The sequence below is a fragment of the Streptomyces sp. NPDC093094 genome (assembly GCF_044754345.1).
In the GTDB taxonomy this organism is placed as follows: Bacteria; Actinomycetota; Actinomycetes; order Streptomycetales; family Streptomycetaceae; genus Streptomyces.
In genome coordinates this window covers 99280-124842 of the sequence record NZ_JBIVOX010000008.1, presented here as the reverse complement: position 1 = coordinate 124842, position 25563 = coordinate 99280, and the positions used below count along the sequence as shown (strand labels likewise).

The 25563-nt window shown below is 71.6% G+C and carries 26 protein-coding genes and 1 pseudogene; 19 read left to right on the top strand and 8 right to left on the bottom strand.

Features of this window, described 5'->3' with window-relative positions; all coding sequences use genetic code 11:
- Window positions 1–129: 129 nt before the first annotated feature.
- Entirely contained in the window at window positions 130–1140 is a 1011-nt protein-coding gene (locus ACIQGV_RS18705) for an ATP-binding cassette domain-containing protein (RefSeq protein ID WP_402496104.1), read from the top strand.
- The gene (locus tag ACIQGV_RS18700) at window positions 1137–1946 is read left to right on the top strand and encodes an ABC transporter permease (protein ID WP_402496103.1); all 810 of its coding nucleotides are present in this window, start codon (window positions 1137–1139) and stop codon (window positions 1944–1946) included. Before ACIQGV_RS18705 ends, ACIQGV_RS18700 begins: the two co-directional genes overlap by 4 nt.
- A 25-nt stretch (window positions 1947–1971) precedes the next feature.
- Here ACIQGV_RS18700 and ACIQGV_RS18695 read toward each other — a convergent pair.
- The 3 genes and pseudogenes from ACIQGV_RS18695 to ACIQGV_RS18685 all read right to left on the bottom strand — a co-directional run.
- Window positions 1972–2118, bottom strand: a pseudogene (locus tag ACIQGV_RS18695) (universal stress protein); the annotation flags it as partial.
- A 5-nt stretch (window positions 2119–2123) separates the two neighbouring features.
- On the bottom strand, window positions 2124–3146 hold the full coding sequence (locus ACIQGV_RS18690; protein ID WP_402496101.1) for a zinc-dependent alcohol dehydrogenase: 1023 nt from the start codon (window positions 3144–3146) through the stop codon (window positions 2124–2126).
- Window positions 3147–3210: 64 nt separating this feature from the next.
- Window positions 3211–4116, bottom strand: coding sequence for a universal stress protein (locus tag ACIQGV_RS18685; RefSeq protein WP_402496098.1), 906 nt, complete (start codon window positions 4114–4116; stop codon window positions 3211–3213).
- Window positions 4117–4617: 501 nt separating this feature from the next.
- On the opposite strand from ACIQGV_RS18685, the gene ACIQGV_RS18680 reads away from it, so the two are divergent.
- Together ACIQGV_RS18680 and ACIQGV_RS18675 are read left to right on the top strand one after the other, a co-directional pair.
- The gene (locus tag ACIQGV_RS18680) at window positions 4618–5715 is read left to right on the top strand and encodes a MerR family DNA-binding transcriptional regulator (RefSeq protein WP_402496383.1); all 1098 of its coding nucleotides are present in this window, start codon (window positions 4618–4620) and stop codon (window positions 5713–5715) included.
- A gap of 512 nt (window positions 5716–6227) precedes the next feature.
- The gene (locus ACIQGV_RS18675; protein WP_402496095.1) at window positions 6228–7073 is read left to right on the top strand and encodes an NAD(P)H-binding protein; all 846 of its coding nucleotides are present in this window, start codon (window positions 6228–6230) and stop codon (window positions 7071–7073) included.
- Between the two features lie 233 nt (window positions 7074–7306).
- Here the strand turns inward: ACIQGV_RS18675 and ACIQGV_RS18670 are convergent, their stop codons facing one another.
- Together ACIQGV_RS18670 and ACIQGV_RS18665 are read right to left on the bottom strand one after the other, a co-directional pair.
- On the bottom strand, window positions 7307–7492 hold the full coding sequence (locus ACIQGV_RS18670) for a hypothetical protein (RefSeq protein ID WP_402496092.1): 186 nt from the start codon (window positions 7490–7492) through the stop codon (window positions 7307–7309).
- The gene (locus ACIQGV_RS18665; protein ID WP_402496089.1) at window positions 7492–7785 is read right to left on the bottom strand and encodes a hypothetical protein; all 294 of its coding nucleotides are present in this window, start codon (window positions 7783–7785) and stop codon (window positions 7492–7494) included. Before ACIQGV_RS18665 ends, ACIQGV_RS18670 begins: the two co-directional genes overlap by 1 nt.
- A 462-nt stretch (window positions 7786–8247) precedes the next feature.
- Between ACIQGV_RS18665 and ACIQGV_RS18660 the strand changes: the two genes are divergently transcribed.
- The 7 genes from ACIQGV_RS18660 (at window position 8248) to ACIQGV_RS18630 (ending at window position 13729) form a co-directional block, all read left to right on the top strand.
- Entirely contained in the window at window positions 8248–8769 is a 522-nt protein-coding gene (locus ACIQGV_RS18660) for a hypothetical protein (RefSeq protein WP_402496087.1), read from the top strand.
- A gap of 534 nt (window positions 8770–9303) precedes the next feature.
- Complete coding sequence (locus ACIQGV_RS18655; protein WP_402496084.1) at window positions 9304–10698, top strand: ATP-binding protein; 1395 nt, start codon at window positions 9304–9306, stop codon at window positions 10696–10698.
- Window positions 10695–11129: a roadblock/LC7 domain-containing protein gene (locus tag ACIQGV_RS18650; protein WP_402496081.1), complete on the top strand. Its 435-nt coding sequence runs from the start codon at window positions 10695–10697 to the stop codon at window positions 11127–11129. Before ACIQGV_RS18655 ends, ACIQGV_RS18650 begins: the two co-directional genes overlap by 4 nt.
- Entirely contained in the window at window positions 11126–11488 is a 363-nt protein-coding gene (locus ACIQGV_RS18645) for a DUF742 domain-containing protein (RefSeq protein ID WP_402496078.1), read from the top strand. Before ACIQGV_RS18650 ends, ACIQGV_RS18645 begins: the two co-directional genes overlap by 4 nt.
- Window positions 11466–12065, top strand: a complete 600-nt coding sequence (locus tag ACIQGV_RS18640) for a GTP-binding protein (RefSeq protein ID WP_402496075.1) — start codon at window positions 11466–11468, stop codon at window positions 12063–12065. The genes ACIQGV_RS18645 and ACIQGV_RS18640 overlap by 23 nt, the downstream gene beginning before the upstream one ends.
- Window positions 12062–13477 (top strand): cytochrome P450, encoded by a 1416-nt coding sequence (locus ACIQGV_RS18635; protein WP_402496072.1) that lies wholly within the window; start codon window positions 12062–12064, stop codon window positions 13475–13477. Before ACIQGV_RS18640 ends, ACIQGV_RS18635 begins: the two co-directional genes overlap by 4 nt.
- 87 nt (window positions 13478–13564) lie before the next feature.
- Complete coding sequence (locus ACIQGV_RS18630) at window positions 13565–13729, top strand: hypothetical protein (RefSeq protein ID WP_402496069.1); 165 nt, start codon at window positions 13565–13567, stop codon at window positions 13727–13729.
- 150 nt (window positions 13730–13879) lie between these two features.
- Here ACIQGV_RS18630 and ACIQGV_RS18625 read toward each other — a convergent pair whose 3' ends face one another.
- The gene (locus ACIQGV_RS18625) at window positions 13880–14470 is read right to left on the bottom strand and encodes a YbhB/YbcL family Raf kinase inhibitor-like protein (RefSeq protein WP_402496382.1); all 591 of its coding nucleotides are present in this window, start codon (window positions 14468–14470) and stop codon (window positions 13880–13882) included.
- Window positions 14471–14601: 131 nt separating this feature from the next.
- On the opposite strand from ACIQGV_RS18625, the gene ACIQGV_RS18620 reads away from it, so the two are divergent.
- Entirely contained in the window at window positions 14602–15315 is a 714-nt protein-coding gene (locus ACIQGV_RS18620) for a GntR family transcriptional regulator (RefSeq protein WP_402496067.1), read from the top strand.
- Between the two features lie 6 nt (window positions 15316–15321).
- On the opposite strand, the gene ACIQGV_RS18615 is transcribed toward ACIQGV_RS18620, so the two are convergent.
- Window positions 15322–15651, bottom strand: a complete 330-nt coding sequence (locus ACIQGV_RS18615) for a hypothetical protein (protein ID WP_402496064.1) — start codon at window positions 15649–15651, stop codon at window positions 15322–15324.
- A 227-nt stretch (window positions 15652–15878) separates the two neighbouring features.
- Window positions 15879–16388, bottom strand: a complete 510-nt coding sequence (locus ACIQGV_RS18610) for a GNAT family N-acetyltransferase (RefSeq protein WP_402496062.1) — start codon at window positions 16386–16388, stop codon at window positions 15879–15881.
- A gap of 310 nt (window positions 16389–16698) precedes the next feature.
- On the opposite strand from ACIQGV_RS18610, the gene ACIQGV_RS18605 reads away from it, so the two are divergent.
- The 7 genes from ACIQGV_RS18605 (at window position 16699) to ACIQGV_RS18575 (ending at window position 25557) form a co-directional block, all read left to right on the top strand.
- Complete coding sequence (locus ACIQGV_RS18605; RefSeq protein ID WP_402496059.1) at window positions 16699–17523, top strand: maleylpyruvate isomerase family mycothiol-dependent enzyme; 825 nt, start codon at window positions 16699–16701, stop codon at window positions 17521–17523.
- A gap of 384 nt (window positions 17524–17907) precedes the next feature.
- A complete protein-coding gene (locus tag ACIQGV_RS18600; RefSeq protein ID WP_402496056.1) occupies window positions 17908–18273 on the top strand; it encodes a hypothetical protein in 366 nt (121 codons plus the stop codon).
- Between the two features lie 6 nt (window positions 18274–18279).
- A complete protein-coding gene (locus tag ACIQGV_RS18595; RefSeq protein ID WP_402496054.1) occupies window positions 18280–20835 on the top strand; it encodes a substrate-binding domain-containing protein in 2556 nt (851 codons plus the stop codon).
- A 37-nt stretch (window positions 20836–20872) separates the two neighbouring features.
- Window positions 20873–22315 carry an extracellular solute-binding protein gene (locus ACIQGV_RS18590; protein ID WP_402496051.1) on the top strand — a complete coding sequence of 481 codons (1443 nt, stop codon included), beginning with the start codon at window positions 20873–20875 and terminating at the stop codon, window positions 22313–22315.
- A 342-nt stretch (window positions 22316–22657) separates the two neighbouring features.
- On the top strand, window positions 22658–23440 hold the full coding sequence (locus ACIQGV_RS18585; RefSeq protein ID WP_402496049.1) for a serine protease: 783 nt from the start codon (window positions 22658–22660) through the stop codon (window positions 23438–23440).
- Window positions 23441–23791: 351 nt separating this feature from the next.
- The gene (locus ACIQGV_RS18580; RefSeq protein WP_402496046.1) at window positions 23792–24274 is read left to right on the top strand and encodes a hypothetical protein; all 483 of its coding nucleotides are present in this window, start codon (window positions 23792–23794) and stop codon (window positions 24272–24274) included.
- Window positions 24275–24315: 41 nt separating this feature from the next.
- On the top strand, window positions 24316–25557 hold the full coding sequence (locus tag ACIQGV_RS18575) for a hypothetical protein (protein WP_402496044.1): 1242 nt from the start codon (window positions 24316–24318) through the stop codon (window positions 25555–25557).
- The last annotated feature ends 6 nt before the right edge of the window (window positions 25558–25563 follow it).

Below are 25563 nucleotides of genomic sequence, written 5' to 3'. Positions count from 1 at the left end.
CGCTTCCCGGGGAGGCGCGGGAGAGCGCCCGTACGAGGAAGCCCCCGGAGGAATGTCAGTGGCGTACGTCACAGTTGTCTGAGGAGTGGGCGTCGGCCTGACGCCCACGGACCCGCGAGGGGACCTCCCATGTCGTATGCCATCCAGGCGGAGGGCCTGGCCAAACGCTTCAAGGACACCCAGGCGCTCGCAGGCGTCGATCTGGCGGCACGATCCGGCACGGTGCTCGGACTGCTCGGACCCAATGGTGCGGGCAAGACGACCGCCGTGCGGATCTTCGCCACGCTGCTGCAGCCCGACGCCGGGCGAGCCTGGGTGGCCGGGCACGATGTCGTGCAGGAAGCCGGCGCGGTACGCGCACTCGTCGGGCTCACCGGGCAGTACGCCGCGGTCGACGAGAATCTGACCGGGACCGAGAACCTGCTGCTCATCGGGCGCCTCCTGGGGATGCCGAGGCGCGAGGCCCGGGCCCGCGCCGATGAGCTGCTGGAGCGGTTCCAGCTCAGCGACGCCGCAGGGCGGGCGACCAAGACGTTCTCCGGCGGCATGCGGCGCAGGCTGGACCTCGCCGCCAGTCTCGTCGGACGGCCGCAGATTCTCTTCCTCGACGAGCCGACCACCGGTCTCGACCCGCACAGCCGCGGCGAGCTGTGGGACATGCTCCGCGGGCTTGTCGCCGACGGTGCCACGGCCCTGCTGACCACGCAGTACCTCAACGAGGCCGATGTGCTCGCGGACGACATCGTCGTCATCGACAAGGGCAGGGTCATCGCCGGAGGAACCCCCGACGAGCTGAAGTCCCAGGTCGGCGGAGAGGTGCTGGAGCTGCGGCCTGTCGACCGGGAACAGCTGGCCTCCGCCCACGTACTGGTCACGGAGGCTGCCGGACCCCACACCCGTATCGAGGGCGAGACCATCACCGCCCCGGTCAACGACCCCGTGCTGATGCCCGCCGTCGTGCGCACCCTCGACCGTGCCGGTATCGCGGTCGGCGAGCTCACCCTCCGTAAATCGTCCCTCGACGAGGTCTTCCTCGCGCTGACCGGGCACAAGGCCGAGCCGGAGCAGCAGCCGAACGGTTCCGGTCCCGGCTCCGGTGCGGACGAGAGCGAGTACGAGAAGGCGGTGAGTTCGGCATGACCGCCACCACGGTCACGGCCCCGCTGACCAAGTCCGGCAGGGTACGCCCCCTCGCGGGGCTCCAGCAGACCTTCACGATGGCCTGGCGCTCTCTTGTCGCCGTGAAGCACAACCCGCTGGAGCTCGTGGACTACAGCATCACGCCGATCATGTTCGTGTTCCTGTTCACCTATGTCCTGGGCGGGCAGATGGCAGGCTCTCCGGAGGCGTACCTGAAATACGCGCTGCCGGGGATCATCGTGCAGAACACCCTCTTCATGACCATGTACACGGCGATGGCGTTGAACACGGACCTGACCAAGGGTGTCTTCGACCGGCTGCGCAGCCTGCCGATCGCCCGGTCCGCGCCGCTCGTCGGACGGATCACCGCTGACCTCGCCAAGCACGTGTGGGCGATGCTGCTGATGATCGGCCTGGGCCTGCTGCTCGGCTTCCGGGTCACCGGCGGCTTCGGCGGACTCCTGCTGGGCGTGCTGCTGGTCGTCGTGTTCGCCGCGGCGGTCTCCTGGAGCGCCGTGCTCATCGGCATGCTCGCGGGCGACGCCGAGAAGGTGCAGGCGTTCGCCTTCACGATCATCTTCCCGATCACCTTCACCAGCAGCGCGTTCGTCATGGTGGACACGATGCCGGGCTGGCTCCAGGCATGGAGCGACGTCAACCCCGTCACTCATCTGTCGGACGCCTTCCGCGGGCTGCTGCTGGGCGGGCCCGTCGCCGAACCCGTGACATGGTCCCTGGTGTGGGCGGCCGGGATAGCCGCCGTGTTCTACCCGCTGGCCATGCGGGCGTACCGGGCGAAGGCATGACGGGCCTCGCGCCGGCCGGAACCAGGGCGCCCTCGTACCGCTCCCACAGCGACGCGTGCACCAGCCGCAGCGGCGCCCCGCGCAGGGCGGCCTCGTCCGCCGCCCGGTCCACGGCCCGCAGACCGGACCCGGAGCCGTCGACACCGGCGACGACCGGCAGGCCCGGCGTCATCTCCGTCACCGCCCCGCGCCGAGGTCGAAGACGATCCGGGCCCTGACCTCACCGCGCAGCACCTCGCCGATGCAGTCGTTGACGGCGGTCAGCGGGCGGGTCTCGTGGATGACCCGGGTGAGTCCGGCCGCGTGCAGCCGGAACACCTCGGCGAGATCCTGCCGGGTGCCGACGATGGAGCCGATCACGCTCGTGCCGTTCAGGACGGTGTCGAAGACCGGCACCCGGACCGTGCCGTGCGCGGGCAGCGCCACCATGACCAGTCTGCCGCCGCGCCGCAGCCCGGAGTTGACGGCCTCGAAGGAGGCGGTGTCGACGGCGAGGGCGATCGCGGCGTGTGCGCCACCGTGCTGCTTCAGCGCCGTGCCGACGTCGTCCTTGCGCGCGTCGATGACGATGTCGGCGCCGAGTTCGGCCGCGAGTTCGAGTTTGTCGTCGGTGACATCGATCGCCGCGACCTGCGCCCCGGCGATCTTCGCGTACTGCACGGCCAGGTGCCCGAGCCCGCCGATCCCGGAGACGGCGACGAGCTGGGCGGGCCGGACGCCCGCGACCTTGAGCGCCTTGTACGTCGTCACGCCCGCGCAGGTCAGCGGGGCGGCGTCCACGGCGGTGATTCCCTCGGGCACGGGCTGGGCGAAGTCGGCCCAGGCAAGCATCTTCTCGGCGTATCCGCCGTCGCAGCCGTAGCCGGTGTTGACCTGCTGCTCGCACAGCGTCTCCCAGCCCGTCAGGCAGTGCTCGCACCGCCCGCAGGCCCAGCCGAGCCAGGGCACGGCGACGCGCTGCCCGACCGCCAGGTGGGTGACACCGTCTCCGAGCTTCTCGACCAGGCCGACGCCCTCGTGGCCCGGCACGAACGGCGGCCTGGGCTTGACGGGCCAGTCGCCGTGGGCGGCGTGGATGTCGGTGTGGCACAGCCCGGATGCCTCGACGGCGACGCGGACCTGGCCGGGTCCGGGTTCGGGATCGGGGCGCTCCTCGATGACCAGGGGCTCACCGAAGGCTCGTACGACCGCTGCCTTCATGGGGGGTTCAACTCCTCGGGTTCCTGGAGGACTTCGGGGTGTCCGGGTTCTCCGCCGCCTGGTGTCAGTCGTGGGGGACGACGGCGACGGGGGCGGACGCGTGGTGCAGGACGGCGTGTGTGACGGGCCCGATGTGGCGGCCGAACGGGTTGCGCCAGACGCGGCGGCCCACGACGATCAGTGAGGCATCACGGGACGCGTCCACGAGGTGGTTGCCGGGGGTGCCGCAGTGGGACTCCTCTGTGACTTCGACGTCCGGGTGCTTCTCGCGCCACGGGCGCAGGAACTCGGTCAGGGCGACGGCCTCGCGGCGGGCGAGGGCACCGTGGAGTTCGAGGTCGGCGGAGAGACCGTAAGCGTAGTACGGAGGCGGGTTCCAGCCGTGTACGACCCGCAGGGACGTGCCACGGCACGCGGCGGAGGCGAAGGCGAACCCGATGAGCTCCTCGTCCAGGCTCTCGACGTCGAGGCCGAGCACGACGGGCCGGAACGGCGTCTCGGCGGACGGGACGCCGTCCGGGTCCCTGTGGTGCTCGTCGGCGGCCTGCTGCCCGGCCCGGACCAGCACGACCGGCCGCTCGGCGTGCGCCACGGCGGACAGCCCGACCGAGCCGGCCAGGAACCCCCCGACGCTGCTCAGCCCGCGAGAGCCCAGCACCAGCATCTCGGCGCCCTTCGCCGCGCTCGCCAGGACGTCGGCGGGGTGGCCGGACAATTGCTCGGTGCTCACCTCCAGTTCGGGGTGGCGAAGCCGAAGGCCCTCCGCCGCCTCACGGGGAATCCGCTCGGCCCAGTGCGTCTGCGTCTCCGCTCCGAGCGACGGTGCCTGCGCCATGGGAGCCGGCACCGGCTCCCGTACATGGACCAGCTCCAGCGGCAGACCGAGCATCCTTGCCTCGCGGGCCGCCCACCCGGCAGCGGCCAGGCTCTCCCTCGAACCGTCGAGGCCGACGATGATCGTGCGGGTCATGATCTCCACCTTCGAATCCGGGGCTCTGAACACGAGCCTTGTGCAACGGCGATCTCCCCGGCATGGGCCGCAGGTCCCTGCCCGGGACCGCCCGGCCCAACCGCCCGGGTTCCGGGGCGACGGACCCACGGGCCCGGGTCCGTCGGCCGTCTCGCGGGCCCGCGCCGACGGGAGTGCGGCCCGGAGCCCGCCGAGGCCGAAGGCGTTCCCCGCGGACGCGGTGGCGCGGGCGACCGGCACGACGGCGTGGCACTCGGTGAAGGAGTCCGGCGGCATGCTCGGCGAGCCCGTCGACGAGACCGGTGTCCTCGAGCAGCCGGACCGGCTCGCAACCGGCGCTTTCCTGTGCTGCCGAGAGGGCGGCCGGGCGGGGGGTCGTTTCCGGCAGTGATGCGGCGTACCGCCGTGACCTCCGCTTCGGCTCCTGCCGCCGTGAGTGCGGCCCTTGACCCTCACGTGACGTCAGACTGCATAGTCGGTGCCGTGGAGGATCACTGGACCGTGGGACGCGTGGCCGAACTGGCCGACGTGAGCGTCCGCACGCTGCATCACTACGACGAGATCGGACTCGTGCGTCCGTCGGCACGGACCGCGGCCGGGTACCGGGCCTACTCGGCGGGCGACGTGGAGCGACTCAGGGAGGTGCTGGCCTACCGGCGGCTGGGCTTCGGGCTGCGGGAGGTCGCGGAACTGGTCGGCGACCCGTCCACCGACGCGGTCGCACACCTGCGCCGACTGCGCGGCCTGCTGCTGGAGCGGCGTGATCGCGCTGACGCCATGGTGACGGCCATCGACAGGGAACTCGAGACACGGGCGAAGGGACTGAAGGTGACACCGGAGGAGCAACTGGAGATGCTCGGTGCACGGCTGTACGACGCGATCGGCGGCTCCTACACCACGACACGGCGTACCGAGCCACGGATCGCCGCGCAGATCTCGGACGCGCTCGGGGACGCGCAGACGGTGCTGAACGTCGGGGCCGGCACCGGCTCCTACGAGCCCTGCGACCGGGACGTGACCGCGGTGGAGCCGTCGGAGGTCATGCGGGGTCAGCGGCCTGCCGGCTCGGCGCCGTGCGTGGCCGCCGCCGCGGAGAGCCTGCCGTTCGAGGACCGTTCCTTCGACGTCGCGATGGCCGTCTCCACCGTTCACCACTGGGAGGACCCGATGGCAGGGCTGAGTGAGATGCGGCGCGTGGCCCGCCGGGTGGTGGTGCTCACGTTCGACACCGACGAACCCGGATGGCAGGACCGGTTCTGGCTCACCCGCGACTACCTGCCCGAGTTCGCCGACGTCCTCGCGGGATTTCCCTCGCTTGCCGGGATGGCCGACGCGATCGGCGCCCGCACCGAACCGGTGCCCGTCCCGTGGGACTGCGCCGACGGCCTGTTCGAGGCGTACTGGCGCCGGCCGGGAGCGTATCTGGAGGATCACGTACGCCGTGCGATGTCGGTGTGGACGAGGGTCGGGCCGGAGGCCGAGCAGCGGGCGGTGCGAAGCCTCGGCGACGACCTCGACTCCGGCCGATGGGCCGAGCGCAACAGCGATCTCGCTCATCTCGACGCGGCAGATCTCGGCCTCCGCCTGCTCATCTCGTGAACCCCTCCGCAGGGGAGCCCCCTCCGTGGCTCAAGCCCTTGTGTTTTCGGCCTCGACGTCCGTCGAGGCTCCACCGGACGACTGCCGACGACGAGTGGGAGCCGGACACGGCCATCACGCACTCGTCTGTGCCGCGGACGGAATCCGACCCGGACCGGAGGGGGTCTCATCGCGGAGTCAAGCCGTGGCCGGTTTACGGAAAAGGGGCAACTCCCCGATGGCCGGTCGTCTGACCGGCACACGGGACGGGGCTGATGGCGGGCCGGACAGCCTCCGTAGGGTCGCTGCATGACCGACGCCCCGGTCGGACAGGCGAGTTCCGGGTCGGTCGCAGCGGCTGCCACCCGGTCGGTGCCACCGGCCGTCCACGCCCCTAGGGATAGTCACTTTCCTGTAGGTACCTGCTATATCGACGGTGTTAGCGTCCCCGTGTCGCCCGGAGAGCTGCTCCCCGCGGCGGTCCCGCCCGCTCGGGCGGCGACAACGATGCTGAATTCACACGGGAGTTGTTCATGTTCGTAGTGACGGGTGCGACCGGTAACGTCGGCCGATCGCTCGTGCAGGCCCTCACGGCGGCCGGTGCGCAGGTGACCGCGACATCCCGGGGGATCTCGGGCGCGGACGTGCCGGAGAGTGTCCGGTACACGCAGGCGGACCTGGCCGATCCGGAGAGCCTTCGGCCCGTTCTCGACGGAGCCGACGCGCTGTTCCTCCAAAGCGGCGGCGCCAGCGCGCACCTGCTGAACACGCCGGCCATCCTCGACGTGGCCAAGGCCGGCGGGGTCCGGCGGGTGGTGCTGCTGTCCTCGGTGGGGGTGGCGTCCCGGCCGGAGTCGGCCTCGCACGGCGGCGTGCTGAAGGCCATCGAGGACGGTGTCCGGCGGTCGGGTCTCGAGTGGACGATCCTGCGGCCCGGCGGCTTCGCCTCCAACACCTTCGCCTGGGCGGAGTCGGTCCGCGCCGAGCGGATCGTGGCCGCGCCGTTCGCCGACGTCGGCATTCCCGTCATCGACCCGGCCGACATCGCGGAGGTCGCCGCCGCGGCGCTGCGCGAGGACGGACACGCCGGCCAGATCTACGAGCTGACCGGGCCCGAGCTCAGCACTCCCCGGCAGCAGGTGGCGGCGATCGCGGACGCGCTCGGTGAGCCGGTCAGGTTCGTCGAGCTGACCCGGGCGGAGGCGCGGGAGAAGATGCTCGGCTTCATGCCCGAGCCGGTGGTGGAGACGACGCTCTCCGCCCTCGGTGAGCCCAACGAGGCGGAGCTGCGCGTCAGTCCGGACGTCGAGCGGGTGCTCGGCCGCGCGCCCCGCCCGTTCGCGGCGTGGGCGGAGCGCCACATCGCCGCCTTCCGATAGGCCCTGTGTCTCCGGCCAGGGCAATTCCTGGACGATCCGTCACGACGCACCGCCGACCCCGCCCAGACGGTTCCCGTATCTCGGAGTGGGGACCCAGGGGCAGGCCCGGGGAAATGCCGGGCACGGGGCGGGGACGATCTCATCAGACAGCCCCGGCATCCCTCGCGTCCGCTCGCGGCGGGCCTGTGCGGTTCGTCGCCGTGCGCTGTTCGCCGAGTGCGCGGGCGAGCTGCTCACGGAGCCGCCGGTTCTCCCGCCTCGAACTCTGCCGCCCAGGCGGTCGGTTCGCTGCCGAGGGCGCGCCGCCACATGAGGAGGACGGAGAACAGCCGGCCCAGGGCGACGGCGCGGGCCTCGCCCGGTGCGGGGCAGCCGGCGTACGGGGGAGTGCCGGGGCGGCTGCGCTCTCCGAGCGTCATCAGCCGGCGCACATCACGGTACCCCCGGACGGACCGCAGTCGACGGCGCCGGCGGCGTGAGCGCTGCTGGGCGCGCAGGGAATCGGCCTCCGTCCGGGGGTGCGGCGGGCCCGCTCACCTTCCTCGCCGGCCGTGGCGAGGCAGTACGGACCGAGCCATTGCACGATGTGGGTGGTGCGCGACAGGGAGCCGTAGGAGTCGGCCAGCACCACCAGCACGGGGTGCGGGCGGGCGGTGAACAGGCGTGCGGCGTACCACCAGGCAGCCACGGACACGGACACGGACACGGCCACACGCCGGTCGTCGGTCGCCGTCGGCGGTGCGGGCCTGGTGTCCGTGGCGGGCGGCCGCGGCCCGGTGGCCGGCGGCCGATGCGGTCAGGAAGCGCAGCAGCGCGGGAGCGTCCCACCCCTGCGAGGCATCCAGAATCGCGGGCAGCTCGGCGGACCGGGCGATGCGGTCGGCGCAGGCGCGCAGGACGGTGCCACGCGTGGCGGCTGTCTTCCGGGGCGGCGGCGGGTGTCCTGAAGGTCAGGGTCGGGCTCGGGTGTGTCATGGACGAGCGCTTCTCAGGAAGAGGGTTCGGCTCCGGTGGGCGGGGGCTGCCGCCCCGGGTCCGCTGTGAGGACACCGCCGGATGCGCTTCATCCGGCCGCAGGAGCACGCCCACGACGGAGTGAATGGGAAAGTCGGCAGGTGACGTCCTGCTTGGGTGGCGTGTGCAGACATCCCCGCTCAGGTAAGGCTTCAGTGACATGCCCGGACTTCCGCCGATCGGCGCCGAGATCCCCTGCTCGCATCTCGCGATCAACACCCCGGTCCGCTACAAGGACCAGCTCCACAGCATCGACTTCCGCGGCGGCATCAAGCACCGCGTCGACGTGAACCCCGACGACCCGATCAACTCCGTCCGCCTGCGGATCGTCGGGCACCGGGTGTCCGCGGAGCTCCCGGGGGACAGCGGGGGCAGCGTCACCATCGAGCAGAACGACATCGATGTCGACGCGAAGAGCATCCTGCGTCTGACCCAGCAGTTCCCGCCGAGGTACGAGCACCGCGACTTCCTGAGCTTCACGATGATCTTCGAGCAGCCCGAGAGCGAACCGGTGGTCGCGGTCACCAAGGAGCCGATGGTCCTCATCGGACAGCTGACCCAGTACCCGCCCCGGGGCGACCTCTACCGGATCGAGAAGCCCGTCGAACTGGTCGACCCGGACGACCCGGCCAAGGTGATCGCCGTCATCGAGAAGTTCCCCGTCAAGGTCGGCGGCCTCTAGAGGACACTCATGGCCGACGGGGCGGCCGTCGGCCCGCGGCTACGTCCTCGCCCTGCCCCGGCAGAAGCACTTGCCGGGGCAGGGCGAGGCATGACCTGCTCAACCGCGCCCGGACCGACCCGGCGAGCTCTGCGGCAGAGCCGCCCCCGAGGCCCGCGCCGTGGGAGTTGAGGGTGGTCGGGAGAGAGGACAGAGGGCAGAAGACGGAGGACAGGCCGACCGGCTGCGCCGCTGCGGCGGACATGACCTGTCGAAGCCCTGTGAGTCTTCGCCATCCGGACGTAACGGACTGTTACCGAGTGGTAGCACCTTGTTGAACTCTATTTGTGCCCGTACGGCACTTGAAGCATCCCTTCCGGCCATGAATGATCGGGCACTCCAGCGCCCGTTGGACGGACGCGAGTGATTCCTGGCACCACCGACACCACGGTGCTGTGTCCGGCCCGGCCAATCGCAATCCGATGGTCCTCAGCGCCGGTTTCCGCCTGCCTCGTTCCCTCCGGGCCTGCCGCGCTCCCCTTTCATGAGGATCTGATGACACAACACATACCGGAGGCGGTGTTCTGGTGCCTTGCCGCGGTCTCGCTCGCCGGGCCGTTGCTGCTGGTACGCCAGTACCGGATCACCGCCGTCCTGCGCTGTCGGCTGACGGCCCAGGAAGCTGGCCTGCTCGCACGTGAGAAGGAGGTCCGGCACCTTGCCGGGGTTCGGCTCCCGGCTCTGGCCGAGGCGTCCCGCCGATCCGCGCCCGTACCCGGACCGCTCGACCCGGAACTCGCCGCAACGGCGTACGGGAGGGACCTGCAGAAGATCGTCGAGCAGTTCACCGATGCCGACCTGTCCGCACAGTCCCGCGCGGACAAGTCGGCCAAGGCGACGCTGAAGACGGCGATGCGAGCCATGCAGGCCCTGGCGAACGAACAGCAGCTGTCCATCTCGGACATGCAGGACCGGCACGACGACCCCCATGTGCTCCAGGACCTCCTCGAGATCGACCACGCCAACGCCCAGTTCGGCCGCAGGGCACAGGCCATCGCCGTGCTGTGCGGCTCATGGCCGGGACGGCAGCGGGCCGCGTCACCACTGCTCGACGTCGTACGCGGTGCGACGTCGAGGATCCGGGACTACCGGCGCGTCAACGTGAACTCCCGGGTCGACATGGACGTCGTCAGCCGAGCGGTCGAGCCGGTCGTCCTCGCGGTCGCCGAGCTCCTGGACAACGCGGCGCGGCACTCTCAGCCCAACACCACGGTCGAGGTCGCCGTCCAGCCTGCCCACAGCGGCGTCAGCATCGTCATCGACGACGCCGGCATCGGCATGGAGGCGCTCGAGACCGAGGAGGCCACGCGTCGCCTGTCCGGCCTGGACCACATCGACATCAACCGGCTCAGCGACCCGCCGCAGTTCGGATTCGCCCTCATCGGCGTACTCGCAGCCCGGTACGGATTCACGGTCTCGGTCGACACGCAGTCCCCGTACGGCGGTGTGCGGGCCGTGCTCTTCCTCCCCAACGAGCTCATCAACCGTGTGCGTTTCACGGGTCCGCCGGTCCCCGTGCAGGGGGCGACCGCCTCGGACACCCCGAAACCGAAGCCGGTCCCGCCCGGCGCACCGGTGGCCCCCGCCGCCGAGGAAGCAGCCGCCCGACCGGGTTCCGGCGTGCCCCTCGTCCTCACCGGGCCGGCCGACACGTCGTCGACCCTTCCCGAAGCGGATGCGGCGCAGTCGTCCACCGTGGGCGGCCTGCCCAAGCGCCGCCGACGCACGGCGCAGCGCGAAGCCGCCGCCGACCACGCGGCCCCGGCCTCCTCCGGTCCCTCGCTGGTCCGCCCCGCGGCCGAGACCGCCTCCCGCATGGGCGCCTTCGCCCGCGGCACCCGCGCCGGCCGCGACGCCTCAACCGACATCGAAGGGAACGCCCAGCAATGACCGGCCACATGACCAACGAACTCGGATGGATGCTCGACGAGGTCCTCAAGCTCCCGGAAGCCCGCCACGCGATCCTGCTGTCCGCGGACGGCATGCTCCGGGCCCACTCCCAGGGCATCGGGCGTGACGAGGCGGAACGCCAGGCAGCCGCGTTGTCCGGCCTGCAGTCGATCAGCCGAAGTACCGGCGAGTTCTGCTCGCAGGAGACCTCGCCCTGGCAGCAGACACTGGTCGAGTTCGTCGACGGGTACGTCTTTCTGGTGGCCGCCGGCGCGGGCGCCTATCTGGCGGTCTCCGCCGGCCCGGATGTCGACATGGAAGCCGTCAGCTACGGCATGCACAAGCTGGTGGACCGGTTGGGCAAGGAGCTGACGAGTCCACCGCGGCGGACCACCGAACCCGGCACACCGGACGAGTCAGGCACGGCATGACCCCGCCGCGCCCCCCGCGCGACAAAGGGCTTGTGAGGCCCTACGTCGTCACGGAGGGCCGCGCCCATCCGACGCGCAACACACTGGACATCGTGACGCTGGTGACGGCCGTGAACAACCGTCCCCTCAACGGGCTGAGCCCGGAGAAGCGCCGTGTCATGGAACTGTGCCGAGGAGGAGCGCTGTCGGTCGCCGAAGTCGCCGGCCGCCTCTCTCTGCCGATGAGCGTCACCAAGATCCTGCTCAGCGACCTCATCGACAGCGGCCATGTCATTGCCCGGCCTCCCGTCCCCAAAGCGCAACTGCCCGACGCCCGACTCCTCCAGGAGGTGCTGGATGGGCTCCGAAGCCGTATCTGAACCGCTCTACGTCGCGGACACGGTCACCACCTCGGTGAAGATCCTCGTCGTCGGCCACTTCGCCGTGGGCAAGACGACGTTCGTCGGAACACTCTCCGAGATCCGGCCGCTGCGCACCGAGGAGGCGATGACGCAGGCCGGTGAACTCGTCGACGACCTCGAAGGGGCCCCCGGCAAGACCACGACCACGGTGGCCATGGACTTCGGGCGCCTCACGCTCAGCGAGTCCCTGGTGCTGTACCTCTTCGGCGCCCCGGGGCAGAAGCGTTTCTCCCGGCTGTGGAAGGACATGCTGCGCGGAGCGCTCGGCGCACTGGTGCTCACGGACACCCGAAGACTCGACCAGTCCTTCGACATCATGGGACTGCTGGAAGAGCACGGCATCCCGTACGCGGTCGCCGTCAACCAGTTCGACGGCGCGCCGCCCTTCCCCGACGCGGAGATCCGCGAGGCTCTCGACCTGCTCCCGGAAACCCCTCTGGTCACCTGCGACGCACGCGAGGGCACCTCCTCCACCAAAGCGCTGATCTCCCTCATCGAGTACCTGCAGACCCGCACCCCTCAGGAGCAAGAATGACGACACCCCGACCCGCGGGTGACGCCGCACCTCCTCCCGGCTGCCCGGCGCACACCGGTGCACGGGCGGTCGAGCGCCTGTACGGCCCGGAGTTCGCCGCCGACCCCATGGCGTCGTACACCCGCATGCGGGCCCATGGATCCGTGGCGCCCGTGGAGATAGCACCTGGCGTGCGCGCCTCACTGGTCACCGGCTACGAGACCGCCCTGATGGTGCTGCGCAGTCCGGGCAGCTTCTCCAAGGACGCACGCCGATGGCGGGCCTTCGCCGAAGGGACGGTGCCGGCGGACAGCCCGGTCGTGCCCATGATGATGCACCGGCCGAACGCCCTGTGGGCCGACGGGGACGAGCACACCCGGCTGCGTGGCGCCATCACCGACAGCCTCGCCCGTCTGGACCCCGACGCGCTCAAGGGGTACGCGGAGCGCAGCGCGGACACCCTCATCGACCGGATCGCGCCCAAGGGGCGGGCGGACCTGCTGGGCGAGTACGGTGCGGTCCTGCCCCTGCTGGTCTTCAACCAGCTCTTCGGCTGTCCTCCCGGCATCGGGGACAAGCTGGTCGAGGGGATGTCCGGGATCTTCGACGCCGACGCCGACTCCGAGAAGGCGAACGCGGTACTGACCGAGGGCGTCGCCGAGTTGGTCGCACTCAAGCGGGAACAGCCGGGGCCGGACGTGACGTCCTGGCTGATGGCCCACCCCGCCGGGCTCACCGACGAGGAGATGATGCATCAGCTGGTCCTCCTCATGGGCGCAGGCACCGAGCCCCAGCAGAACCTGATCTGCAACGGGCTGCGGCTGCTGCTGTCCGACGACCGGTTCGCCGGTGATCTCGCAGGCGGCAGCATGCCCGTCGAGGACGCCATCGACGAGGTGCTGTGGAGCGACCCGCCGATCGCGAACTACGCGGTCCACTATCCGCTCCAGGACCTCGAGGTCGACGGGGTCCTCGTGCGCGAGGGCGAGCCCGTTCTGATCAGCCTGGCCGCCGCGAACACCGACCCGGGTCTCGCGGGCGACCGCCGCGCGGGCAACCGCGCGCACCTCGCGTGGAGCGCCGGCCCCCACACGTGTCCCGCGAAGGGCCCCGCCCGGTCGATCGCCGCGGTCGCCCTGGAGAAGCTTCTCGACCGGCTCCCCGACATCGAACTGGCCGTTTCCGTAGAGGAGTTGGAGTGGCGGCAAGGTCCCTTCCATCGGGCTCTGGCCGCTCTGCCCGTCCGCTTCCCGCCGATCGCTTCCGCCGTACGGACTTCGGCGGACGGCGATCGGACGACGGATCCGGTCCTGTCGCCACCGGCCCCTTCGGCACCGTCTTCGACGGTGGGCGAACCCGGATCCGTGAGCGTGGCCCGACAGCGCCGGTGGAGCCTCCTGGCGAGGTGGCGGCACCGGCGACAGGCCATGTGAGCGGTCCCGATCACCCAACCCGCGCAGCGGCCTGCGACCGGGTCTGCCGGGGTGCCGGGTTCCTCGAACGACGTCCGGTCCGGGGACGTGGCCGGGACGGTCGCGGACGTAGGCGGTGACCTGGCCGGGGTTCTTGCAGCTCCTGAGACGCTACGGCTCCGCCGCGTCCAGCAGGGTCTCTTCGCGATGGGCGACGGCGAGCAGGCGGGCACGGTCTTCCGTCGATCCGACCAGGGACTCGGCATCCCGTGATCACCGGAAGCCGTGCCTGCCTCCGCATGCGGCCCAGGGGCAACCTCTGCCGGCCCCCGCGAGCGCCCGCCCCTTCGCCGACCGCGCGCAACCCGTGAGAACGACGCGCCCGCCCCCACCCGGCCGCAACGCCGACGGCAGGAGCCGCGGTCATGCGCTTCCGCTCTCGTCCTGCCGGCTCGTCTCGGTCTCGGTCTCGGTCGTGGTCGTGGTCTCGGCGGTGGCGACCAGAACCGCTCGGGCCAGGGTGTGGCCGAGCATGGCGAAACCGAGGGCGGCCGGGGTCGCCTCGGGCGGTACGCCGATGCTCTCCACGTCCAGGGCGTGCACCACCACGAAGTACCGGTGCGGTCCGTGGCCGGGCGGCGGGGCGGCCCCGACGAACCGGGCGAGCCGGGCGTCGTTGGGCAGCTGGAACGCACCCGGGGGCAGGCCCGGTCCGCCCATGTCGCCCGCGCCCTCAGTCAGTTCGGTGACCGTGGCGGGGATGTCGGCGACCGCCCAGTGCCAGAAGCCCGATCCGGTCGGGGCGTCGGCGTCGTAGACCGTCACGGCGTAGCTCCGGGTGCCCTCCGGCGCCCCGGACCACGTCAGCTGGGGGGAGAGATCCTGGCCGCCGGGGATGCCGAAGAGTCCCGACAGCTGCCCGGCGGGCCAGGCCCCGCCGTCCTGGACGGCGGCGCTGGTCAGGGCGAAGGCGGCCACCTCGGGCAGCCGTGCGAAGGGGTTGTTCACCGCGATGCTCGATGTCATCGGCCCAGTTCCTCTCGTGCCGGCGGATCACCTCTCGACCCGCACAGCCAGACGATACACAGATCATCAGATAATTTGGAAGTCATCTGATGAATCCTGGGATCCTCTATGCTTCGGACATGAGGCAGACGACGGCCGGTGAGAAGCGGATGCCCTCCGAGCTGGTCCACGACCAGCTCAGGGGCGCGATCCTGGAGGGCGAGTTCGCGCCCGGTGAGGCGCTCAAGCCTCAGGTGCTGGCGGCCCGCTACGGTGCGAGCGTCGCCATGGTCCGCGAGGTGCTGACCACGCTGGCCGGCGAGGGCGTGGCCGACCGGCTGCCCAACCGAGGCTTCGCCGTTCCGACGTTCGGGGACCGGCGCTGGCAGGAGATCATCGAGGCGCGCCGTACCGTGGAGCCCGCCATCCTGCGGCTGTCGGTCGCCCGTGGCGACCTGGAGTGGGAGACGCGGGTGCGGGCGGCGTCGCACCGGCTGGCACGCACGGCGATGTACTCCACCGCCGAGGCGACCTCCTACTCGGGGGCCTGGGGAAGGGCTCATCACCTCTTCCACCGCACGCTCCTGGAGGGTTGCGGGAACGCCGCTCTGCTGGAGACCTTCGACCGGCTGTGGGTGGCGAGCGAGCTGGCCCGCCGGCTCTCGGTCCACCCCGATCGCCGCACGAGCGAAAGCGACGTCGTCGAGCAGCACCGCCGGCTGGAGGAGGCCGCCGTCAGCCGTGACCCCGACGCCGCTGCGGCACAACTGGTCGCGCACCTCGGCCTCACGGCAGCCGTCCTCACCGACGGATCGCCCCTGCCGCGAGATGCAGATCGCATGCCGACGACGTGATCCCGGTCAGCGCCCGCGGTGTTTCCGCGGCCGATGCGGGAGGACCACGCCGATGAGCACGGCAGTGGCTGTGACACCCCCCGGACTTGTGCGCACCCCGGTATCAGCGCGGTGCGGAGCCTGTCCCGCCCTGTCGGACGCCGACGAGCGGCAGAAGACGGGCTGCCGCCGGCATTGCTCGAAAAAAGTGCAGCTGCGGTGGCCGTGTCCGAGGTCGTAGTGCTGCCAGGGCTCGCCGGCCGCGGCGGCGGGGGCGGCCGTGGCGCTGTCGACCAGGATCTCGACGGTGCGCACGTTGCGTTCGAAGCAGCCGGCTTCGGGGCGGTCCTTGGACAAGGTGTCGGGTGTGAGCTTCGCGTGGTACGGGGTGGACTGCGGGGATCGGTGTCCGATCTGTGCCGTGCCGGCGCGTACGCCGCTGGGGTGGATCTTTCTCGCGGCCCCTGGCGGTCCGAGGCCGCATGACGGCCCGGTCCTGACCGCGCGGCCGTCCGTGTGCGCGGATCATGCGATCGTGGCGGCCGGCCTGGGGCCGCAGTCCGAGGGCCGCCCGCTGGTCTGCCTTACAGGGAAGGGGAGTTCAGGGCTCTCGGACGGCCGTCGGACACAGGCAGACCGGCGATGACCTCGTCGCCGGAGGAGTCCGCCGTCGGTGTGAAGCCGAGAGAGGTGTACAGCCTCTCGGCCGCGGTGTTGTCCGGGTGGTACGACAGACGGAGCTCTTGGCACCCCTCACGTCGGGCCAGCCAGTCGACGAGGGTTCGCACCGCTGCCCGGCCGACTCCCTTGCCCTGCTCGGTGCCGTCGATCAGCATGCCCCCGAGCCAGTAGGAACCGTCCTCGTCACGACCCCACATGATGTGACCCGCCACCGTGTCGTCTGCGCAGACCGCCATCGAGTGCCAGACGCCTTCCCGTGACGACAGCAGCAGGTAGCGAGCTGCCAGCGCGGGCACGTAGCGGCGCTGGCTGTCCAGCGGAGCGACGTCCGCGACGGCACGCCAGTTGTCATCGTTCACCTCATGCAGGACGACACGTCGCCCCGCTCTGTCATGAAGCCCCAGGGTGATCATGGGGATCAGCGTATGAACCGAACGGTTTGACCGGCAAACCCTTTGGCCGGCAAACCCTTTGGCTCGGAGAACCCCGCCCTGCGCACCCCGCCGGTGCTCTGACTGCATCGGCTCGCTGGGCCGTTCAGGCCGCGGTGAGGGTGCGGCCGGGCCGGCCCGTGCTGCGCGCAGGGGCGCACGAGGTGCGTGGTGACGGCGCAGCTGAAGCGTCCGAGACGCGGGCGCCCAGGACCCTTGTTCCCGGTCGGTGGGTCTGGTTCTGTACCACGCTACAGGTGTGCGATCACGTGGATGCGAGGAGAGCGGCGGCGTGGAGCAGGAAACACGGACGGGTGTCAGGGACTCCTTGCCGGAAGGGCTCGGTCAGGCGATACGGGAGACCGCCGGTGCCATCGCCGCGCTGCTGGACGGCGCGGCGGACATGAGCGGCCCTGTGCCGGGGCTGGACTGGACCGTCGGTGAGACGGCCGCCCACCTGGCCATGGCCAACGGCCTGATGGCCGATCTCGCGGCCGGCAGGGAGCGCCCGTACGGGGACGGCACGCCGCAAGGTCTCGCGGCGGCCAATGCGCAGAGTCTCGTCGAGTTTCCCGAGCGCGGGGCGGAGCCGCTGGCCGCGATGCTCGTGCAGCAGACCGACGTGTTCCTGGACGCGGTGGACCAAGCCTTCGCGGAAGGGGAGGCGGGGCGGACGCTGCTGACCCCGCTCGGCCCCATGGACCAGGACGTCCTCGCCGCCTACCTGCTGACCCACATGCTGGGCCATGGCTACGATCTCGCCCGCGGGCTGCGTCGGCCGCACATGATCGATGAGGCGCGGGTCGGGTTGTGCCTGCCTTTCCTGAAGACGGCGATGCCGCGCATCGCCGTCGCCTCCACGCTGACGGCCCGCTACACCTTGCGCATCCGGGGTGGCATGGCCTTCGGCGTCACCTTCACCGACGGCGCGGTCGAGGTGCTTCCCGACCCGCCGGAGCGTTCGGACTGCACCATCCTCACCGAGCCGGTCGTCTTCCTCCTCATCGCGCTGGGACGCCTCGGTCCCTGGCAGGCCATGGCACGCGGAGGTGTCCTCGCCTGGGGCCGCAAACCCTGGCTCGCCCCCCGCTTCCCCACCTTGTTCAACGCGCCCTGACCCTGGGGTTCCCCGGCAAGGCGGAGTCGACCGCACCTGGCGGGGCGCGTGCGATGCCAGGGCGTGGGGCAGGGTACGAGCAGCGGCGCTGTCCCTGCCGGAGGGCCGGGAGGGATTCGTCGTCCGGGCGGGCGAAGACCGCCCGGGAGCGAGGGACGGGAAGCGGGAGAAGGGGTCATGACCCGCCTCGCGGGAACCTCTGGCTCCGGCGGCCGGCCAGTCCTCCGGACCGCACGGAGGGGATGCCGGTGCCGCCGGACCGGAGACGCAGCACAGGGGGGCGCACGGGGGGCGCGAAGTGGCGTGGAATCGTCGGTGCGCACGCCGCCAGGAGGCGCGTGTGAGCCCTTCCGCGCCCCCTGGGGCCGATGCCAGGATGAGGCCATGACTGAGGGGGAAGCAGCGGCCGGTGCGGGCGTACGGGTCCGGTTGGACGGGGGCGGCGGCGGTGACGTCAGCGCTCTGAAGAAGTGGCTGGAGCAGGAACAGCCGCTGGCGGAGCTGATAGGCGCGCACCAGGTGACGGTCGAGGAACGGCACCGCACGGACCAGCCCGACGGCCGCCGGCACATGGGACTCGGCACGGAGATCGTGCTGGTGATCGTCGGCTCCACGGCCACGGTGACGGTCACGGCGCTCATCGAGCACGTGCAACGGGCGGTGAAGGCATGGCTGGCCAATCGCCGCCGGGTGGAGAGCGGCGATCCGCCCCGGCCCGCGATCAGCGAGCTGGACTCCGACGAGACATAGACCTCCATGAGCGGCTACGACCCGCGCGGAAAGGCGAACAGGGCGCTGCTGGTCGGCGTGTCCGAGTACGACCATGTCCGGCCGGACGACCGGGAGGGCGTGCCCGGCCAGCTGCCCGGTGTGCTGCACAACCGCCTCCGGCTCCGCGAGGCGCTGCGCCGGACCGGGCTGTTCGAGGCGGGCCACATCACCCTGTGCGCCTCGCCGCCCCACGACGTGTTCAACGAGGCACTGCGCCACGCCGCACAGGAGACCGGCGGGCTGCTGCTGTTCTACTTCGCCGGGCACGGCATCGTCCCGGCGGCGGGCGACGAGCTGTTCCTCCAGATGAGCAACGCGCGCGTGGTCGCGGGAGGGCACGACGCCTTCCCCAACGCCGTGCCCTTCACCGAGGTCCTGGCCCAGCTCGTCGCCAGCCGCGCCGAGCGGGTCCTCGTCGTCCTCGACTGCTGCTACGCGGGCAACGCGGCGGCGATCTGGCACCGGTTCGACCACCTCAGGCGGCGCAAGACGCTGCTGCTGATGAGCGTGCAGTCCAACCGGCTCATCACCGCCGGGGACGGCAGCGGTGCCACGCCGTTCACCGAGGAGCTGGTACAGATCCTCGAGAAGGAGGCGGAGCTGTCGCTCGGCGCGCTGTACACGCAGCTCAAGGAGCGTATGGCCGCCGCAGGACATCGCACCGCGGTCGACGACGGGCAGGACCCGCAAGGTGTGTGGGAGCCGGGTGAGGACGTACTCCTGCGCGGCGCAGGAACCGCCACGCCCACGCCTCCCGCACCTCAGGACGGGCGAACCGGGCCACATCCCGGGAGGCGGGGCCGCAGCCTCGCCGCCGTCCGGTCCGCCGCCGCACGGGCGGGGCGCATCCGGCCGCGCGTCCGCCTGCTGCTGGCGCTGGCCGTGCTCGTGGCGGGCTGCGGCGGCTACGGCATCAGCCGCCTGCTCGGCGACGACAGCCTCTGCGCGCCGACGTTGGAGCTGCGCGTCCTCACCGACCCCGAACTGGAGGCGGCGGTCACCGCGGCCGCGACCCGCTTCCTCGACTCGGACGCGAACAAGGCGGACGGCTGCCATCGCCTCGGCATCACCGCCTACAGCGCGGACTCCGCCGACACGGTGGAGGCACTGCACAGGCGCACGGACCCGTGGCAGGAACCCCGCACGGAGGAGAACGATCCGCAGCGGGACATCGGCCCGCAGCCGGACGTGTGGATTCCCGCGACCATGGCCGACGTCAGCCGTGTCACCGACAACCGGCGCGTGCGCTCGTACGCCCGTCTGGAGCCGGAGCCGGAGCCGCTGGCGTACTCGCCCGTCGTGCTCGCCGTCCCCGAGGGCCTCGCCACCGAGGCCCCCCGACGCGCCGGACGCCCGCTGGCGGAGCTGATCCGCGCCCTCGGACAGCGCCTCCCGACGGCCGAGACCCGCCGCCCCGATCCGGAGCGTACGGACTCCGCGCTGCTGGCCACGACGGCCCTGTACGCCGCCGGGACCGGGGCCCGCGACGCCGAGCAGAGGCTCACACAGCCCGCGGCACCCGCGCCGACGGCCGCGGAGCTGCTGTGCGACCTGCTGGAGGACACCGCCGTGGACCGCCGCACGGCGGCGCTCGTACCCGAGTTCCTGCTCAAGAGCGGCACCACCTGCAACACGGTCGCCGTGCGGCAGGTGTCCCGGGTCGCCGAGTACCCGCTCGACGTGCCGGCCCTCCGGCCGGCGTTCGTCCGCGTGCGCTGGCAGGACGCCGACCGGGACGAGGACCGGCGGAACAAGGCGGTGCAGTCGTTCCGCGACTGGCTGTACGGCGAGGAGGGCCAGGCCGTTCTCGGCGCCGCGGGCTTCCGCTCCGCCGGCACCGGACACCCTCTGCTCGTCGCGAAGCCCGCCGAGGGAATGCTCGCCGACCCGGGGCGCTCCCAGCCGGACGCGGACGGGGAGACGATGACCAGGACGCTGCTGCAGTACCGCACTGCCAACGGCCCGGGCCGGGTGCTGTTCCTGCTGGACAGCTCCGGGTCCATGGCCACCCGGTGGAAGGGGGCGAGCGGCGGCCCCGGCCTGGTCCGGCAGGCTCTCGGCGCACTCGCCGGCAAGGACGAGTACGGCGTGTGGGCGATGTACGGCACCTCCGGCGACGGGTACGCCCCGCTGCTCCCCCTCGGACCGCACAAGAAGGCCGACGCCGAGCAGATCCTGCTCGACGGCGACCTCACCACGGTGCATGACACCGAGGCCGACCCGTACCGCGCCCTGTCGGCCGCGCTGGGGCAGATGGCGGACCGCGACGGCGCGGACGACCGGCCGCAGCTCGTCGTCCTGATCACCGACGACGAGGACAACAACCGGCTGACCGGCGCCGCCCGCACCGCCGTCCTGGCCACGGCGCGCACCGCGCGGATCCCGGTCGCGGTGGTGTCGCTGGACGGCGGAGGCTGCGCCCCGAGCCGCGTGGACGCACAGCTCGCCGAGGCGAGCGGCGGACGCTGCCTGGACGCCGGCGACGACCTCGGCCCCGCTCTGCACGACGAGGTCGCCCGCACCGGAACGGGGGACGGATGAGGACCTGGACACCCGGCACCGGACGGAAAGGACACCCATGCGGGCCGGACAGCGCGTGAGGGCGCGCCGCCGGATCGTTGCGGCGCAGGCGGCGCTCGCGCTGCTGCTCCTCGCCGCCTGCACCGGCGGCCCGGACGACGACTCCGACTCGCCCGCGCCCAGGGCCGACGACGAGATCGTCGTGGCCAGCGGACTGGACGTCACCGGCGAGAACGACATCCGCCGGCGGCTCGTCGACGCCTGGAACGACCGGCAGGGCGACGCGGAACCGAAGGCGCGGATCGTGGAACTGCCCGATTCCGCCCGCGAGCAGCGCAGCCAGATGCTCGGAGCGCTCCAGTCCGGCAGCTCCCGGTACGACGTGGTGAACCTGGACGTGACCTTGGTACCGGAGTTCGCCGAGAGCGGGTTGATCATGCCGCTGGACGACACCGCGGTGGCCGAGCCCGCCGACCTGATCCCTTCGGTGGACGCCACGGCCAAGTGGCGGGGCAGGCGCTACGCCGTTCCGTTCAACAGCGATGTCGGGCTGCTGTACTACCGGCGTGACCTCCTGTCCGCCGCGCAGGCACCGATCACCGACCTGTCCGGCGAGGTCACCTGGGCGCAACTGCGCAACGTGATCACCCATCTCGGCCAGAACCCGCCGCCGGGGTACGAGGCGGGCTGGACCACCCAGCTCGACGGCGAGGGCCGCACCGTCAACACGATCGAGGCGTTCGCGTCGGCCGTCGACGGGCTCGAACTCACCGACGAGCGAGGCCGCTACATCGGCTCCGAGCAGGACCTGGAGACCGGAGTGGCCGAACTGCGGCGGCGCACCAGCCCGGCCTACACCCTCACCGACGCCTACGACTCCGAGGAGCAGGACACCCAGAGCGACTTCGAGACCGGCCGGACCGCGTTCCTGCGCCACTGGCCGTCCGCGTACGGGCCCCTGCACCAGAAGTTCTCCGAACGGCAGCTGGGCGTGGTCGCGCTGCCCGGCAAGGCGGTGCTCGGCGGGCAGAACCTGGCGGTGACCTCGTCCTCGCCGCACGCCCGCGAGGCGGCCGACCTGATCAGGTTCCTCACCGACCCCGACAGCCAACGCTGCCTGCTGGACGCGGGCTTCGCCGCGACCCGCGCCTCCGCGTACAGCGACGACCGCCTCGCCTGCGGGCATGTCGAAGCGCCGGACACCTCCGCTTCGGCCTCGCCGTCCGCCGGCCCGCCGTCGGCCTCCCCGAGCGGGGAGAGCACCGATCGCACACCGCGCGACGCCGCCGGACGCCCCCGGTACGCGCAGGACGTCCTTCTGCCCGCGCTCAGGAACGGGGTGGAACGACCCCGCACGCCTCTCTACGGCCCCTTCAACCAGATCCTCACCGACACACTGCAACCCCTCTTCGAGGACGAGCCGCAGAGCGGAGAGGAGCGCAGCGACGTGGAACTCGCCAGTCGGCTGGACTCGAAGCTGCGGAAGGCGATGTCAGGCTGAACCTCACGCGGGCCTGTGCAGCGCTGCGCCGGACGCGGGTGGGACATGTCCGTTCCCGTCGGAAGCGCCGGAGAGTCCTGCGGGACCGCCGGTTCGACAGCAACGGCGTTCGCCGAACCTTGCTCGGCATCGCCCGGCTGCACGGCGTGGCTTCACGGGACGGCTCGCACGCCGTAGGGGACAGCCGCTGGGACGGTGGCCGAATCAGTCCCTTGTGCGGGGGCTCACAGGCTTCCCATAATCCATCCACTGATTGACCTGGCCATGTCATAGCGTGGCACGGCTCCGGCGCATGGCATGTTCATGTCATTAACACTCCACCCCCCACACGGAGGCAGCGCCTTGAAGAAGTTCCTTTCCGTGCTCAAGAGACTCGCGGCCGTCGGCGCCGTCGCGCTCGCCGTCGCCGGCCTGCAGCCGGTCTCGGCCGCCCAGGCCGCCCCGTTGCCCGTCGTCGGCGGAACCCGCGCCGCGCAGGGCGAGTTCCCGTTCATGGTCCGGCTCTCGATGGGCTGCGGCGGCGCGCTCTACACCCAGCAGATCGTGCTCACCGCCGCGCACTGCGTGCGCAGCACCGGTGCCAACACCAGCATCACCGCCACCGCCGGCGTCGTGGACCTGCAGTCCACCAGCGGCCGTGTCCAGGTCCGCTCCACGTACGTCTACCGGGCCCCCGGCTACAACGGCAACGGCAAGGACTGGGCCCTGATCAAGCTCGCGCAACCCGTCAACCTGCCGACGCTGAAGATCGCCACCACCGCTGAGTACAACACCGGCACCTTCACCGTCGCCGGATGGGGAGCCGCCTCCGAGGGCGGCGCCCAGCAGCGGTACATGCTGAAGGCGACCGTGCCCTTCATCAGCGACGCGACCTGCCGTACGTACCGCGGCTACAGCGGGCTTGTCGCCGGCGACGAGATCTGCGCCGGGTACGCGGCCGGCGGTGTCGACACCTGCCAGGGCGACTCGGGCGGCCCGATGTTCCGCCGCGACGCGAGCAACGCGTGGATCCAGGTGGGCATCGTGAGCTGGGGCATCGGATGCGCCCGGCCCAACGCCCCGGGCGTCTACTCCGAGGTGTCCACCTTCGCCTCGGCGATCGCCTCCGCCGCCGCCTCGCTCTGACACCCCGCACCAGCCGGCACAGGCCGTCACGGCCGTACGGCACCCACCGGCCCGGCGCCGTACCGCGCCGGGCCCTTTCCGGTCGCCGGACCCCGGACCGGGACATCGACGCGGCGGCCGACGTCGCCGAGGCGGCCGGACCGGCCGTGCCGGCCTGTGGAGCGCAGGTGGGACCAGGACTCGTCCCGGCACAGCCGCCGTCCGCGGCCTCGCCGAATGCGCGGCCCCTGCGGAAGGTGCATCATCGCCTTGGAGCAGACCGTCCAGTAGGCCGGTTGCGCGGGCGGGAACCGCAGTACGCTGACGGCACCGGGAAGGGGCCGACGTCCCCTTTCGGCGCAGGGGGACCACATGCTCGATCAGGCATTGACGGCACTGGCTTCGGCCGCCGGGGTGGCCGTTGCGCAGGCCGCCGGCACGGACGCCTGGCAGAACGTCCGGGACCGGGTCGCTCGTCTCTTCGGCCGCGGTCCTGCTCCCGGTGATGCCGAGCGGACGACTCGGGAGCGGCTGGACCGGACGGCGGCTCAGCTGGAGGGTGCTGAGCCGGAGGCGGCCCAGGGGGTCCGCACTGCGGCCGCGGCCGCGTGGGAGACACGCTTTCAGGACCTCCTGGAGGAGCTGGATCAGATCAACCGCAGCCGGACGGCCGCAGAACTGCGCGAGCTGGTGGCCTCGACACAAGCCTCCGGCAGCGGCGTCGCGGCCGGGGACGGGGGCATCGCCATCGGCGGAAATGCCCACGTCCAGGCTGAGAACCAGGCAGCTGCCGCCCTGAGGATGGGCGATGTGACGATCGGAAACCCTCCGTCGCCGGGTCCGGACAAGGGCTGACCGCGCCCGGCGCCTCCCCTGCCGCGCATGTCGACGCAGACATGGCACTCGTGGCGCAGAACCACGCGGTCGCGGCCCTGCGGATCGACCGGGTGGAGCAGTACCTCCCTCCGCGGCCGTCGGTGACGTGGCCCCACTTCACCGGGGCTCTGATACCGCAGCAGGCCGATCACTTCACGTCCCGCGTGCTGGTGCAGGAGTTGGCCGCGGGGGCCGTCGGCGGCCGGACCGTGGTGCTGTGCCAGGCGGACCCGCCCCGCCCGACCGGCATGTTCGACGGCGCCTGTGCCGACACCGCCTGGAGGTTTGCGGCACAGGACGGCGTCGGCAAGACACAGCTGGCCGCTCACTACGCCCGTACCGCATGGCGGGACGGCGCAGTGGACCTCCTGGTGTGGGTGCCGGCCGGCAGACTCACCCGTAGGCGGCAGGGGATTCTCAAGGTCTACGGCCAGGCCGGCGTCGAGGTGGCCGGCGCCGACCCGGCCCGTCCCGAACGCGCGGCCGAGCGATTCATGAACTGGGCACAGAGCACCGACCGGCGCTGGCTCCTCGTCCTGGACGATGTGACCGACCCGGCCGACCTGCAGGGTCTGCAGCCTCCGCAGAACCCGAACGGATTCACGATCATCACGGCCCGCCACTGGGACGCCGCCCTTCTCGGCCCGGACCAGCTCCGTGTCGACGTAGGCGGCTACACCCCGGAAGAAGCAGCGTCGTATCTGGCCGACGTGCTCAGCACCCACAACCGTCACGACGACCCCGCTGAGATCATGCGACTCGCCGCCGACCTCGACCACCGGCCGGTGCCGCTGGCCCGGGCTGCCGGCTACCTGGTCAAGAACAACACGCACTGCGCCGCCTACCGTGCCAAGCTGACCGGGCTCTCCCTCAATGAACGGCTCCTGGGTCCGGACCACGAAATCGTCCTCCGCGATCGGCTGGAGCGCCTGTGGCAGGCCCGGCTGTTCGGCGCCGGCCTGCTGGAGGGCGACGCCTGTCGAGAGGCATACGGTGAGATCGCTGCCGACTACGGCAACCTGCTCCCTGACGTGCTGATCCGATACGGCCCCGACGGCCCCACCACCCACTCCGCCCTCGCGCACCTTGCGTTCGCACTCGGAGAGTCGGGGAGCACAGCCCGCGCCGAACGGATTCTCGCGGAGCTGGTGGCCCGGTTGAAGAAGATGTACGGACCGGGGGACACCCGCACCACCCAAGTCCTCCAACAGCTCGCGCGACTCCGAGGGGAAGGCCCCGACGCGCCTCCACATGGGCCATGAGCCGCC

Bases quoted from the DNA above. Each gene is read 5' to 3' on its own strand.
- ACIQGV_RS18620 (WP_402496067.1), top strand. From the start codon at position 14,602: ATGAGGCAGACGACGGCCGGTGAGAAGCGGATGCCCTCCGAGCTGGTC.
- ACIQGV_RS18595 (WP_402496054.1), top strand. From the start codon at position 18,280: ATGAGCGGCTACGACCCGCGCGGAAAGGCGAACAGGGCGCTGCTGGTC.
- ACIQGV_RS18690 (WP_402496101.1), bottom strand. From the start codon at position 3,146: ATGAAGGCAGCGGTCGTACGAGCCTTCGGTGAGCCCCTGGTCATCGAG.
- ACIQGV_RS18700 (WP_402496103.1), top strand. From the start codon at position 1,137: ATGACCGCCACCACGGTCACGGCCCCGCTGACCAAGTCCGGCAGGGTA.
- ACIQGV_RS18575 (WP_402496044.1), top strand. From the start codon at position 24,316: ATGGCACTCGTGGCGCAGAACCACGCGGTCGCGGCCCTGCGGATCGAC.
- ACIQGV_RS18650 (WP_402496081.1), top strand. From the start codon at position 10,695: ATGACCGGCCACATGACCAACGAACTCGGATGGATGCTCGACGAGGTC.
- ACIQGV_RS18640 (WP_402496075.1), top strand. From the start codon at position 11,466: ATGGGCTCCGAAGCCGTATCTGAACCGCTCTACGTCGCGGACACGGTC.
- ACIQGV_RS18610 (WP_402496062.1), bottom strand. From the start codon at position 16,388: ATGATCACCCTGGGGCTTCATGACAGAGCGGGGCGACGTGTCGTCCTG.
- ACIQGV_RS18685 (WP_402496098.1), bottom strand. From the start codon at position 4,116: ATGACCCGCACGATCATCGTCGGCCTCGACGGTTCGAGGGAGAGCCTG.
- ACIQGV_RS18705 (WP_402496104.1), top strand. From the start codon at position 130: ATGTCGTATGCCATCCAGGCGGAGGGCCTGGCCAAACGCTTCAAGGAC.
- ACIQGV_RS18635 (WP_402496072.1), top strand. From the start codon at position 12,062: ATGACGACACCCCGACCCGCGGGTGACGCCGCACCTCCTCCCGGCTGC.
- ACIQGV_RS18670 (WP_402496092.1), bottom strand. From the start codon at position 7,492: ATGACGCTCGGAGAGCGCAGCCGCCCCGGCACTCCCCCGTACGCCGGC.
- ACIQGV_RS18660 (WP_402496087.1), top strand. From the start codon at position 8,248: ATGCCCGGACTTCCGCCGATCGGCGCCGAGATCCCCTGCTCGCATCTC.
- ACIQGV_RS18580 (WP_402496046.1), top strand. From the start codon at position 23,792: ATGCTCGATCAGGCATTGACGGCACTGGCTTCGGCCGCCGGGGTGGCC.
- ACIQGV_RS18590 (WP_402496051.1), top strand. From the start codon at position 20,873: ATGCGGGCCGGACAGCGCGTGAGGGCGCGCCGCCGGATCGTTGCGGCG.
- ACIQGV_RS18645 (WP_402496078.1), top strand. From the start codon at position 11,126: ATGACCCCGCCGCGCCCCCCGCGCGACAAAGGGCTTGTGAGGCCCTAC.
- ACIQGV_RS18600 (WP_402496056.1), top strand. From the start codon at position 17,908: ATGACTGAGGGGGAAGCAGCGGCCGGTGCGGGCGTACGGGTCCGGTTG.
- ACIQGV_RS18675 (WP_402496095.1), top strand. From the start codon at position 6,228: ATGTTCGTAGTGACGGGTGCGACCGGTAACGTCGGCCGATCGCTCGTG.
- ACIQGV_RS18655 (WP_402496084.1), top strand. From the start codon at position 9,304: ATGACACAACACATACCGGAGGCGGTGTTCTGGTGCCTTGCCGCGGTC.